This is a genomic window from Carnobacterium sp. GW821-FHT04C06, assembly GCF_059420345.1.
Genome location: NZ_JBWKTN010000006.1, coordinates 184,313 through 197,653 on the forward strand (window position 1 = coordinate 184,313; position 13,341 = coordinate 197,653).

Annotated in this window: 11 protein-coding genes; 10 read left to right on the top strand and 1 reads right to left on the bottom strand. The window is 35.9% G+C overall.

Features of this window, described 5'->3' with window-relative positions:
• The first annotated feature begins 18 nt into the window (after window positions 1-18).
• The 10 genes from AC07SW_RS12065 to AC07SW_RS12110 all read left to right on the top strand — a co-directional run bounded on the left by AC07SW_RS12065 (window position 19) and on the right by AC07SW_RS12110 (window position 12,284).
• Entirely contained in the window at window positions 19-1,446 is a 1,428-nt protein-coding gene (locus AC07SW_RS12065) for a LysM peptidoglycan-binding domain-containing protein (protein ID WP_135023481.1), read from the top strand.
• Between the two features lie 69 nt (window positions 1,447-1,515).
• Window positions 1,516-2,406, top strand: a complete 891-nt coding sequence (locus AC07SW_RS12070) for an energy-coupling factor transporter transmembrane component T (protein WP_119908644.1) — start codon at window positions 1,516-1,518, stop codon at window positions 2,404-2,406.
• Window positions 2,376-4,016, top strand: a complete 1,641-nt coding sequence (locus tag AC07SW_RS12075) for an ABC transporter ATP-binding protein (RefSeq protein ID WP_494632965.1) — start codon at window positions 2,376-2,378, stop codon at window positions 4,014-4,016. Before AC07SW_RS12070 ends, AC07SW_RS12075 begins: the two co-directional genes overlap by 31 nt.
• On the top strand, window positions 4,003-4,701 hold the full coding sequence (locus AC07SW_RS12080; RefSeq protein WP_135023485.1) for an ECF transporter S component: 699 nt from the start codon (window positions 4,003-4,005) through the stop codon (window positions 4,699-4,701). Before AC07SW_RS12075 ends, AC07SW_RS12080 begins: the two co-directional genes overlap by 14 nt.
• Window positions 4,702-4,885: 184 nt before the next feature.
• The gene (gene glmU, locus AC07SW_RS12085; RefSeq protein WP_119908641.1) at window positions 4,886-6,253 is read left to right on the top strand and encodes a bifunctional UDP-N-acetylglucosamine diphosphorylase/glucosamine-1-phosphate N-acetyltransferase GlmU; all 1,368 of its coding nucleotides are present in this window, start codon (window positions 4,886-4,888) and stop codon (window positions 6,251-6,253) included.
• A gap of 108 nt (window positions 6,254-6,361) precedes the next feature.
• Complete coding sequence (locus tag AC07SW_RS12090) at window positions 6,362-7,342, top strand: ribose-phosphate diphosphokinase (RefSeq protein WP_034573230.1); 981 nt, start codon at window positions 6,362-6,364, stop codon at window positions 7,340-7,342.
• A 141-nt stretch (window positions 7,343-7,483) separates the two neighbouring features.
• A complete protein-coding gene (locus tag AC07SW_RS12095) occupies window positions 7,484-7,912 on the top strand; it encodes a NusG domain II-containing protein (RefSeq protein WP_034573232.1) in 429 nt (142 codons plus the stop codon).
• Between the two features lie 229 nt (window positions 7,913-8,141).
• On the top strand, window positions 8,142-9,776 hold the full coding sequence (locus tag AC07SW_RS12100; RefSeq protein WP_463685229.1) for a peptide ABC transporter substrate-binding protein: 1,635 nt from the start codon (window positions 8,142-8,144) through the stop codon (window positions 9,774-9,776).
• A 27-nt stretch (window positions 9,777-9,803) separates the two neighbouring features.
• On the top strand, window positions 9,804-11,144 hold the full coding sequence (locus AC07SW_RS12105; protein WP_135023490.1) for a M20 family metallopeptidase: 1,341 nt from the start codon (window positions 9,804-9,806) through the stop codon (window positions 11,142-11,144).
• A 258-nt stretch (window positions 11,145-11,402) separates the two neighbouring features.
• Entirely contained in the window at window positions 11,403-12,284 is an 882-nt protein-coding gene (locus tag AC07SW_RS12110; protein WP_135023492.1) for a helix-turn-helix domain-containing protein, read from the top strand.
• Between the two features lie 78 nt (window positions 12,285-12,362).
• On the opposite strand, the gene AC07SW_RS12115 is transcribed toward AC07SW_RS12110, so the two are convergent.
• Window positions 12,363-13,235, bottom strand: a complete 873-nt coding sequence (locus tag AC07SW_RS12115) for a LysR family transcriptional regulator (RefSeq protein ID WP_135023494.1) — start codon at window positions 13,233-13,235, stop codon at window positions 12,363-12,365.
• Window positions 13,236-13,341: the final 106 nt, after the last annotated feature.

The window sequence follows — 13,341 nt, forward strand, 5'->3', positions numbered from 1 at the left end:
TAAAAATGGAGGAACATCATGAAAAATAAAATTATTCAAATCGTGGTAGCAGGGATTTTCCTGTTAAGTATCTCAAGCAATAGTGTTCATGCAGAAAGCAATTCGAATGTTCAGGAAGCTGAAAATCGAGGAGTAGCAAAAATGATGGAAAAGGGAAAAATAGGCGGTGACTGGGAAGCCTTAGCTCGTGCACGTTCCCTGCAACCTGCTAGTCAAGAAATGAGACAAGCGCGCTACAGTGAGGTAGTGACTTATCTAAATACAGCCAATCGTTTAGCCTCGACAGATTATGCTCGAACATTGATTGGTTTAGTTGCAATCGGCGCTGACCCTACATCTATCCCAGAAGCAACAACTCACAAAAATTTAGTGGCCGAAATGTATCAAAATAAAAATCTTTTAAATGAAGGCATCAATAGCATTATTTATAGTCTAATTGCACTTGAAACAAAAAGATATACCGTACCAGAGGATGCAGCTTTTACATTGGATCAATTAGTCGATAGGCTATGCTCTCTTCAAAAATCAGACGGCGGTTGGGCCCTGTTTGGGACAAAAAGTGATGTAGATATTACGGGAATGGTCATGACGTCATTAGCTAATCATCGGGATAAACCAGCAGTTCAAGAATCAATTAATAAGGCTGCTCGTTATTTAGCAGCTGTTCAAGAACCGTCAGGTGGTTACAAATCAGCTGGATTTTGGGGAGAAGAAAATTCCAATACAATTGCTCAAGCATTAATGGGGTTAACTAGTAATCAAATAAATCCAATGGATCCGATGTACACGAAAGACGCTACGATGGTTGAAGCATTACTGACTTATCAGTTAGCAGATGGTGGCTTTAAATGGGTTGCAACGGATACTGCCAATAATGGTGCAGCGTTAGAACAAGTTATTTATGCCCTTGCGCAATATCGTTTCTTCCAAGAAGAGAAAGGTTCTATCTATGATTTCGAAAAAAATCCCGTCCCTTTATTAACCCAATCAGAAGCTAAGCCAACTCCTGATCCAGAACCAAATCCAATACCAGAACCAGTAGAAAAGACACCATTACCAATCCCAGAAAGTGGTTATTATACAGTTGCTGCAGGAGATACGCTTGCTTTAATCGCAACTCGTTTTGGGTTAGCGATTGAAGACATTCGTAGTTGGAATCGTTTAGAAAATGACGAAGTAATGGTTGGTCAACGATTATCATTAGTTGAGCCAGTGATAGAGTTACCAAAAGAAGAAGAAACTGTTCAAGTTCAAGTACCTCAAAAAAATGAGAGTGAGCCGTTAGCGACTAGCCAACAAAACCAAGAAAAACAGGTGACTACGCAATCTAAAACGGCACTTCCTAAAACAGGTGAAAAGATAACCTGGCAAAATCATGGGTTAAATGTCGGATTATTTTTAATCGGAACAAGTGGAATTGTTTTGAGTAGACGTAAAAAAGCATAGCATAAATTAAACCAGTCGAAATTAGCTTATTAATTTTGGCTGGTTCTTAGTATAGAAAAGAGGTGAAGTATGAAGACAGTATTAGACGAAATACATCCAGCTATCAGTACAAGCTATTATTTAGGATTGTTTATTTTAGTGATATTATTTACACAACCTGTCATCATTTTAACAGAGCTTCTTCTGTTGCTATTGCTAAATATACTTCAAGGAAATACCGAAAAAGTAAAAAAGATGTTTAAACAATCCTGGATACTCTTATTGGCGATTATTTTATTCAATGGACTTTTAAATCATCGAGGTACTTATTTTCTTTTTTATTTAGGTGCTAATCCAGTTACTTTAGAAGCTGTGCTGTATGGATTATTAATGACAGTGGTTTATTTAAATTTAATGCTGATTTTTATTTCTTATAATCAAGTCATAACTGCTCATAAATTTTTATATCTTTTTTCACGAATTTCGCCACAGTTAACCTTATTAACGATGATCACAATTCGTTTTGTTCCGCTATTTTTGAGAAGGCTGACTACGATTACAAGAGTGCAAAAAACGAGAGGCATTCAAATGGAAACGGGAAAACTAAGAGAACGTGCTAAAAATGGCATGAAATTAGTTCAAGTTTTATTGATTTGCTCGCTAGAAGAAGCCTTGCAAACAGCGGATTCAATGGAAGGAAGAGGATACGGTGTTGCTAAAAGAACAAGCTATTTACGATATTTTATGGAAGTGAGAGACTGGCTCATAGGAGTAATCGGAGGGACGCTCTTCATTACGATTATCAGCTGGAAATTAAAGGGGATAGGTGAGTACAGCGTATATACATCCTTTAGCAACTGGGGATTCACCACCTTAAATGAATGGTTCCTATTCATTTTTATTAGTTTGTTTATTGGAATTCCATTATTTTTAGAAGGGAGAGAAAGAGTATGGTGGCGCTGGTTGAAACACGACAATTAAATTTTAATTACCCAGATGAAGCAAAAAAAGCGTTAGACAATATCTCATTTAGTGCAGGTAAAGGGGAATTTGTTTTAATTGCGGGCGCCTCTGGAAGTGGAAAGACGACATTGTTAAAACACTTAAAAAAAGAGTTGTCACCAATCGGCAAGCGTTCTGGAGAACGTTTTTATAAAGGGCAACCCTTTTCAACACTAACCCCAATTCAATCTGCCAAAGAAGTCGGGATGGTCTTTCAAAATCCAGACAACCAAATTGTAATGGACACCGTGATGGGCGAGCTGGCATTTGCTCTCGAAAATTGTGGGTGTGCTCCTGATATTATCAATAAACGCATTGCAGAAATGGTGAGCTTTTTAGGCTTTCAGCATTTAATGGAAGAGTCAATTCATACATTATCTGCAGGACAGAAACAAATGATTAATTTAGCAAGCGTCTTAATTTTACAACCTGAATTGGTGTTGTTAGACGAGCCGACGGCGCAACTTGATCCAGTAGCAACGAGAGATTTTCTGACGTTATTAAAAAGAGTTCAAGAGGAACTGGGAATGACCATTATAATTAGTGAGCACCGTTTAGATGATGTTTTACCGCTTGCAACGCGGTTAATCTTTATGGAATCAGGAAAAATTAGTTATGAAGACAAACCCAAAAGAAGTGTTTTACAGTTAGCAAAGACAGCTCCTAGTAAGTTGTTCATCCCTCAAATCCCCAGATTGTTTATTGAATTAGGGAAGGGAGAATGTTATTTTACTGTGAATGAAGGCCAAAGGAATTTGCCAACTTTTAAGCCTGTTCAGCCAGTTGAGATTCCAGCGAACGTTGAAAAAGAACAAGAAGCTAACCTTATTGCCAAAAAGCTAACTTTCCAATACGAAGCGCAAGGTCGTTGTATTTTAAGAGAGTTAAGTCTTTCCTTACCAAAGCAAGGGAGTTTAGCACTTGTAGGTAAAAATGGAACAGGAAAATCAACGTTATTACTAGTGTTGGCAGGATTATTAAAACCAAGGCGTGGTAAAGTTCGTATCGATAAACAAGCTATTTTAAAACTTGATTTAACAACACGTTACCAAAAAATTGGTTATCTGTCACAGAATCCAAGCTATCATTTTGCTAATGATACCGTATTAGCAGAATTTGTTGAACGGGGAGCACAGCTTGCATTAAAAGACACTAAAAAAACTGCTCAAAAGATGTTGGAGAAGCTAGAAATTGAACATCTTGCTCTACGTAATCCTTTTGATTGCAGTGGTGGGGAACAACAATTAATTGCGTTAGGAATCACTTTGTTATCAAATCCGCAAATTTTACTATTAGATGAGCCAACGAAAGGTTTAGATCCAGTTAGAAAAGCTACTTTAGGAATTTATCTAAAAGAGTTAGAAAAGGAAGGAGTTCTGATTATAGTCGCAACTCATGATTTAGAATTTGCAGCGCGTTATTTTAATGAAACTGCGATGCTATTTGATGGCAGAATTATTTCAAAAGCACCCACTAAAGAATTTTTTAGTGATAATTTCTTTTACACAACAAGTATCAATCGGTTAGTTCGACATTCACTGCCAAATGCGTTGATCTGGGAGGATGTATTGCCATATGTTGAAAATTAAGCCTATTTTAGGTTCGATAATTGGTATGACTACTTTGTTGATTAGTTCATTATTAGTGAGCGGGAAACAGTATCTATTGCTGAGCTTTATCTTTTTAGCAATGGGGATGTACCCTTTGTATCAACGGTTTGAACGGCGAAAAATGACTGCTAGAGAAATCGTTTTTATTGCAGTTTTAGCAACGATTGCGGCAGTGAGCCGAGTTCCTTTCGCGATGCTCCCAAGTGTTCAACCAACGAGCTTTGTGATTATTGTTGCAGCGATGATTCTAGGTAAGGAATCTGGGTTTATGATTGGCGCAACAGCAGCGCTAGTTTCTAATATGTTTTTAGGACAAGGGCCTTGGACTTTATGGCAAATGTTTTGTTGGGGATTGATGGGATATACGGCTGGTTTATTAGGAAAGACTCCATTCTTACAAGAAATGTGGGGACGCTTAGTATTTGGATTTATTTGGGGATTTATTTTTGGTTGGATTATGAATTTATGGTATGTAATTGGCTTTATTCAACCCCTATCAGCATTAACTTTTTTACAAGCGTATGCTGCAAGCTTTTATTTTGATTTGGCGCATGCGTTATCAAATGTTTTTTTTCTTTTTTTCTTTAGCGCATCATGGTTAAAAATTATTCAACGGTTTCAAAAAAAATATGGATTGCTGGATTTTGAAGAAAATCATTTTTGAAAAGACTTATTCTAATTGGTATAGTTCTGTTTCAATAGGAATTACCTTTATAAATGAGTAGACTGAACAAAGACGTAGCCTGAGTTGTATGTTGAAAAATAACTACATTTAGGCTATTATTGAATAGTTGAATATAAATAAAATATGTGAAAAATACAAAACTAATCAGTTAGGAGTCATTGAAATGACAAAACGAAATGCAATCATTTTAGCAGCAGGTCAAGGCTCAAGAATGAAATCAAAATTATATAAAGTATTACATCCAGTTGCAGGTAAACCAATGGTAGAACACGTTGTTGAACAAGTAGAATTAGCAGGTACAGATCGCGTAGTAACCATTGTTGGATTTGGCGCAGAAAAAGTTAAAGAGTATCTAGGCAATCGTTCAGAATATGCCTTACAAGAAGAGCAATTAGGAACAGGACACGCGGTACTTCAAGCAGCGAGTCTATTAAAAGATCAAGAAGGTGTCACTCTAGTCATTTGTGGAGATACGCCGTTGCTAACCTCAGAAACGTTAAAAGATCTGTTTGACTATCATCAAGAAAAAGGCGCAAAAGCAACCATTTTAACTGCTTTTGCAGAAGACCCAACAGGCTATGGTCGTGTGATTCGTGATGAACTAGGAATTGTGGAGAAAATAGTAGAGCAAAAAGATGCTACTCATGAGGAAGCCCGTGTTCAAGAAATCAATACAGGAACCTACTGCTTTGACAATAAAATGTTATTTGATGCTTTGACTAAAGTCGGAAATAAAAATTCCCAAGGCGAATACTATTTGCCAGATGTGATTGAAATTATGAAAGATAACAATCAAATTGTTGCGGCATACCGCATGAAAAATTTTGATGAAGCTTTAGGGGTTAACGACCGTATTGCCTTAGCTGAAGCGAACCGCACGATGCGTGAACGAATCAATTACAACCATATGAAAAATGGGGTGACCTTAATTGATCCAAAAGGAACGTATATTGATAGCGATGTTCAAATTGGGAGCGATACGATTGTTGAAGCTGGTGTTATCTTAAAAGGTAAAACAATCATTGGTGAAGATTGTTTTATTGGAGCACATTCAGAAATCAACAATTGCCAAATTGGAGACCGCGTTCGAGTAGTAAGTTCTAATCTTGAAGACTCTAAAATGGCGAATGATAGCAATATTGGACCATACAGTCATTTACGACCAAATAGCACGATTGGGGAGCGCGTTCATTTAGGCAATTTTGTTGAAGTGAAAAATGCTGTTATTGATGAAGATTCTAAAGTAGGACATTTAACATATGTTGGAGACGCTGACTTAGGGAAAAATATCAATGTCGGATGTGGCACCATTTTTGTTAATTATGACGGAAAAAACAAACATCGTGCAACGGTAGGCGATAACGTATTTATTGGCTGTAACGCGAATTTAGTTGCCCCCGTTTCAGTTGAAAAAAACACTTACATTGCTGCAGGTTCAACCATTACAAGTGATGTTCCAGAAGGCAGTTTAGCCATTGCTAGAGCTAGACAAGAAAACAAAGCAGATTATTTCAAAAAACTTCCACATTAAAAATTAAAAAATATTTAAGAGATTTACTTGATTTCTCTGTGAAAAATGACTAGTATTATACTGATAAGATAACTAAAATTTTTGATACAATAGAAAGTGGAGGCCATTATGTCAGAACATTATTTTGATCCGAAGTTAAAGATTTTTGCATTGAACTCAAACCGTCCCTTAGCTCAAAAGATTGCGGATGAAGTAGGAGTAGAATTAGGAAGATTATCTGTGGATCAATTCAGCGATGGAGAAATTCGAATCAATATTGAAGAAAGTATTCGTGGGGATCATGTGTATATCGTGCAATCAACATCAAGTCCAGTCAATGATAATTTGATGGAATTATTGATCATGATCGATGCATTAAAACGTGCAAGTGCTAAAACAATCAATTTAGTTATTCCGTATTATGGATATGCTAGACAAGATCGTAAAGCTCGTTCAAGAGAACCAATCACTGCCAAGTTAGTAGCGAATATGATTACAGCTGCTGGCGCTGACCGTATTTTGACATTAGATTTACACGCTTCACAAATTCAAGGATTCTTCGATATTCCAGTTGATCATTTAATGGGGGCACCATTACTTGCAAACTATTTCTTAACACATAATATTGCAAATGAGGATGTTGTAGTTGTTTCACCGGATCATGGTGGTGTAACACGCGCTCGTAAATTAGCTGAATTCTTAAAAGCACCGATTGCAATTATCGACAAACGTCGTCCAAAAGCAAACGTAGCGGAAGTCATGAATATTATTGGAAATGTTGAAGGAAAAAAATGTATTTTGATTGATGATATGATTGATACAGCGGGTACAATTACTCTTGCTGCTGGTGCTTTAGAAGAAGCTGGCGCAACAGAAGTATACGCTTGTTGTACTCACCCAGTATTGTCAGGTCCTGCTTTAGAACGTATCCAAAGTTCTGTTATCAAAGAACTGATTGTAACAGATTCAATTTATTTACCAGAAGATCGTAAGTGTGAAAAAATTGTTGAAGTAAGTGTTGGTAGTTTAATGGGAGACGCGATTAAACGTATTCACGAAAACAAATCAGTAAGTCCACTTTTTGAAAAAAAATTCAAAACTAAAAAATAAACTTAAAAAGCCAGTTGCTAACCATTTTAGAGGCAACTGGCTTTTTATGATTTAATAGCCCACTTTCTTTTTCAACTTGTTATAAAAAAATTGGAGAGACATGCTATAATACAAGTAATAAAGTTGATAGGAGTCGCCAAAATGAAACGATTAAAACAGCATTATGAATTGGTCAAACCATTTGATTGGATTATTGTAGCATTATTAATGCTTGCTTCTTTTATTCCAATTGTGATTTTTACCATTCAAAATAGCCATGTTTCTGCTGACAGTGAGATTGTAGCCGTTATTTCCATAAATGGAAAAGAAGAAAGGCGCATTACGTTGTCAGAATCAACCAAACATGAAACCTTTACGTTGCATCCAGCAAAAGGGCAATACAATATTATTGAAGTAGATGGTACGCGAATTCGAGATAAAGAAGACAATAGCCCAGATCAAGTAGCTGTGAAAACAGGATGGATTAGCAAACCCGGTCAAACCAGTGTTTGTTTGCCACATAAAATGATTATTGAAATCCAAACAACAGAGAAAACGGAAGAAATCGACGATACGATTATTCCACTTTAAAACATTAAACGTACATTCGTTTAGTGTTTTTTTGTATACATCTCTATCTTAATATACATAAAATATACGTTTTATACATAATTTTATTCATTTTAGCCATTTTTAAACAAAATTAGTGAATGAACTTGCATTTTTTTGAATAGTTGTGTATGATAGTTAAAACTTTGGAATACGCAATTACTAAGTCATTTAATCAACTAAAAGTGACAAAAAAATGGGGGAGTAACAAATGAAAAGAATTCAAAAACTTGTATTTTTATCCGCTTTTTTAGTGCTAGCAGGGTGTCAGCAAGACAATCAAGAAGCAAGCGATACAGGTTCTCGCAACCAAGAAACAACAGAATTGCATTTGAGTGTGCCAGCAGAATTGCCAACAATGGATCCAGCCTTAGTACAAGACGCGATTAGCTTTACAGCAATCAATCAAGTCATGGAAGGTCTGTACCGTTTAGATAAGGAAGAAAAACCTGTTCCAGCTCTTTCTGATGGAGATGCGACAATCAGTGCAGACGGCTTAACGTATACATTCAAGTTAAAACCCAATTTAAAATGGTCAAATGGTACCGCGTTAACGGCTAAAGATTTTGAGTTTGGTTGGAAGCGAGTAGTCAATCCAAAAACAGCAGCTAATTATGCTTTCGTGATGAAGCCGGTAAAAAATGCTGCGGCGATTATGAATGGAACGGCTCCCGTAGATAGCTTAGGGATTAAAGCCTTGGACGACTCGACTTTAGAGGTCCAATTAGAAAAACCAACAGCGAACTTTCTGTCGGGAATTACACGAGGTACTTTTTTTCCACAGAATGAAGATTTTGTTACAAAACAAGGTGAAAAATTTGGAACCGATAGTGAACATACATTGTACAATGGTCCCTTTACACTAAGCGAGTGGGATGGAACAGGTTTATCGTGGACATACAACAAAAACCCTGATTATTGGGATCAAAAGAATGTTGCCCTAGCAAAAATCACCAATGAAGTAACCAAAGAAACGGCGACAGGAATTAATCTTTATCAGGATGACAAGCTTGACTTAGTTCGATTAACAGGAGAATATGCAAAACAATATTTGGCAGATCCTGAATTTATTGCTCCTTTGACAGCCCGTTCTGTATATTTAGAAATCAACCAAACCAATATTCCCGCATTAAAAAATGAAAAAATCAGAGAAGCATTAGCGTTAACAATTAATCGTAACGAGTTAGTAAATGAAATTATTTCAAATGGTTCAGAAGCACTGGACGGATTAGTCACTAAAAATTTAGCTAAAAATCCAAAAACAGGAGAAGATTTCCGAAAAGAGTCTGGTGAGTATCTAACCTATAACAAGAAAAAAGCGAAACAGCTCTGGGCAGAAGCTAAAAAAGAAACAGGTATTAAAGAAGTGGAAATCGAACTAGTGACGGATGACGACGAGACGAGTAAAAAAGTGAGTCAATTTATTCAAAGTAGTGTCGAAAACGAGTTGGACGGAGTGAAAATCAAACTTAAGAACGTACCCTTTAAAAATAGAATTGAACTAGGTGATTCGGGACAATTTGGCTTGCTATTATCAGGATGGGGCGCAGATGAAAACGATCCAGATGCCTTCTTAAATTTATTCTTATCGGATTCTGTTTTTAATGGCGGAAAGTACGCTAATCCAAAATACGATGAGGCTGTTAAAACGGCAGTGACTACAGCAAATGAAGAAGAAAAATACCAAGCCGATTTAACTGCTGAAAAGATTATTCTAGAAGACGCAGGGATTATTCCGTTGTATCAAAAAGCCGATTCAATGTTAGTCAAAAATTATGTAAAAGACTACATTCAATATCAAATCGGTTCGCCAAACTACAAATATATTACCATCGATAAAAATTAAAAAAGGTTAATAGGGGGAAAGTTATTAATGAAATCAATTATTACAAAGGTTCATCAAGAGGCAAGCACAGAAGCCTTAGCTCGCTTAATCAATCATAAGTCCGTCACTACTTCTGACGGGACAACCAATCCACCTTTTGGACAAGGCATTGCGCTATGTCTAAAAGAAGCGTTGCAAATCTGCAAAGAACTAGGCATGACTACTTATGAAGATCCAGCTGGTTTTTATGGTTTTGCAGATTATGGCGTAGGCTCAGAGTTAGTGGCAGTTGTTTGCCATTTAGATGTAGTGCCAGCAGGAGACTTAACCCTTTGGAAGACAGATCCATTTGTTGCAACCATTAAAGACGGCGTGATGTACGGACGTGGAAGTCAAGATGATAAGGGACCAACCATTGCTTCTCTTTTCGGATTTAAAGCAGTCGTTGATGCAGGCTATCAATTTAATAAACGGATTCGTTTTATTTTTAGTACGGATGAGGAAACCTTATGGCGTTGCATGGCAGCCTATAATAAAAAAGAAGAACAGGCTACTATGGGCTTTGTGCCTGATGGCAGCTTTCCGTTAGTTTTTGCTGAAAAAGGATTATTGCAAGTCGAGTTGATTGGTCCAGGAAGCCCTAATATTCAGTTGAAGGCAGGAGATGCGTTGAATGTAGTTCCAGCACAAGCTCGTTATCATGGATTAGAACTGACAGCGGTAATGAAAAATTTAACGCAGCTAGGCATTGATTTTGATTCAAGCGAAACGGAAGTAACAGTAAAAGGCAAGGCAGTCCACGCAAGTGTGGCACAATTGGGAGAAAATGCGATTAATTTATTAGCAATGGGACTTGCTCCAGCAATCTCTCATCCAACGCTGACATTCTTAGCAGAACAAATTGGTAAGCAAACAAATGGGGCCACCTTATTTGGGGAAATCTCAGATGATGTAAGTGGCGAACTAACATTTAATGTAGGACTGTTAAATGTTTCTGATGAGAGTTCGACCATTGGCATTGATATGAGAATCCCCGTTAAAAGTGACAAAGAAGCTTTGATGAAGCAATTGGCTAAGGTTGCTGAAAGCTATGGTTTAACCCTAAAAGAATTCGATTATGTTCCTGCTATCTATGTACCTAAAGAAAGTTCATTAATTCAAACGTTATTAAAAGTGTATCGTGAAAAGACAGGTGATTTGACAGAACCAATGACATCAGGAGGAGCAACATTAGCTCGCACGATGGACAATCTGGTAGCCTTTGGCGCTCATTTTCCTGAAAGTAAAAGCTTGGCCCATCAAGCGAACGAAGGGCAAGTATTAAGTGAAATGTATCAAGCAATGGATATTTACGCATCAGCGATTATTGAATTGGCGTGTGAAAAATAAAAATAGATTTGAATAAGGGAATGACTGGCATTAAAAAGCAAAAAAACTGATAAACTACATTAATGTAGAGTTTATCAGTTTTTCTTTTTTTATCCCCAAAGCGGTAAATCGCCATAAGGTGTAATTAGAGTGATATCCAAAAAAGTATTCCTCCTTTCTTTTGATTCGTATTATTATTAACAACTATACTATGAATCTGTTTTGGTGTATACTGATTATTATATAAAAGTGAAAATTAAATGAAAAGGAGTTAAGTAAATGCTCATTTTAGGCGGTAAATTAAAAGAAATTCGTAAAGAAAAAAAGTTGTCTCAAAAAGAATTAGCTAAAGATATATGTACACAAGTAACGATTAGCAAGATAGAAAGACATAACAGAGTACCAACTATTAAAATTTTGTCAGATATTTGTACTCGGCTAGACATTAAATTAAACGATGTTCTTCTATTTGAAGGAGAATCAAACGTAAACTACGACTTGTTGCAAGAAATAAAAAAATATTGCGACAATAATCAATTTGAAAAAGCATTCCAAGTCATGTCACATTTATCAGAGAAAAAAATGACAAATACTTATGAAAAAAAATTGCTTAATTACTACCAAGGTTTTCTTTTCTTATACCATAAAAAAGATGTGCAAGAAGCTCAATATTACTTGAATTTATCATTAACTATTAATAAAGACTCATTAATATTTGATTTTTTGGACTGTCAAATTTTAAATATGCTTGGATATTCCTTTTTTGTTAGCGATGAACTTGATCGAGCTAACATATATTACGAAAAATCAGTAGCAAATATTGAACAATTGGCAGATTTAGAATTACTTGATATTGAGGTTATCTTGAAAATCTATTATAACAGCGCTAAATTTTATTCTGATATTGAAAATTTCCAACAAGCGATTTTATTATGTGACAAAGGAATATCGCTTAGTAAAGAGATTAACCAATTAAATGCACTGTATAGATTTTATTATGAGAAAGCTTTTAATTTAGCAAAAATAAAAAATAATAGAGAAGCGGAAAATCATTATTTTATAGCAATGGGGCTAGTAAAATTACTTGGTAATGAATTAGTGTCAGAGATCATAAAAGAAAATCTCAAAAAATTTCAATTAGAATTAAGGTACAACGATTAGTTATGCTTCATATTATAAAAAATAAGGTACATAATTAGATGGAAACTCTAGCTATGTACCTTATTTTAAACTTATTTTTTAAGAAACAGTTAAATACTCTAAAAACGCTGTAGCCATTTTTGATAAATAACGTTCTTCTAGCCAAATAACACCAAAGGAAGTTTGAAATAAAGGGTCTTCTAGTAAGTGTGTTGCCACTTGATAATGCGGATACATATTTAAAACAGTTTCAGGAACAATACTTGTGCAAAAACCTTGTTCAATTAAGCTAAATAATAAACGAATATCACTACAGGTTGAAATAGAGCCAGGATTCAATTGATACTTAGCCAAATATTCAATAATTGAATGATAAACGCCTAAACCTTCTGTACTTGGCAACATTAATTTACTACCGGCAATTCCATGAAAGTCATCAGGTGCAGGACCTTTTTTCGCACTCCCATCACAGACAAAATAAAAGGGCTCCGATTTCAAAAATTTCATAGAAAAACCCTTTAAATCCAATGGATAACGAACAATTGCTAATTCAATCTTGCGCTTGCGAACAAGCTCGCAAAGTTGCTGAGATTCTCCTTGATGAATGGCAAAAGTAACGTTTGGAAAATCTTTTTGAAAATCCATCAAAGCCTGTGGGAGTAAATTGTCAGAAAGGGTATTAACACCAATTTTTAATTGTCCCTTTAACCCATCACCAGTCTCCCTCACCAATTGCTCAGATTCTGCTAATTGCTCGACTAATTTTAATGCTTCATAGTAAAGAGCTGTTCCAGCTGCAGTTAAACGAGTTTGCCTAGGAGTTCGTTCAATTAATGGCGTACCTAACTCTTCTTCCATTTGTTTAAGCTGTTGACTTAAAGGTGGTTGTGCCATATGTAAACGTTCGGCAGCGGCAGTAATTGTTTTTTCCTCGGCTACAGCAATAAAATAGTTCAATTGTCTAAAGTCCATTTATTTCACTCACCTATCTATACTTTTTTCGTATCGTAATTCAATTATTTTCGTAGTGTTTACAAATAGCATACCATGATAAGCTTTCGTTAACGAAATAAAAGAT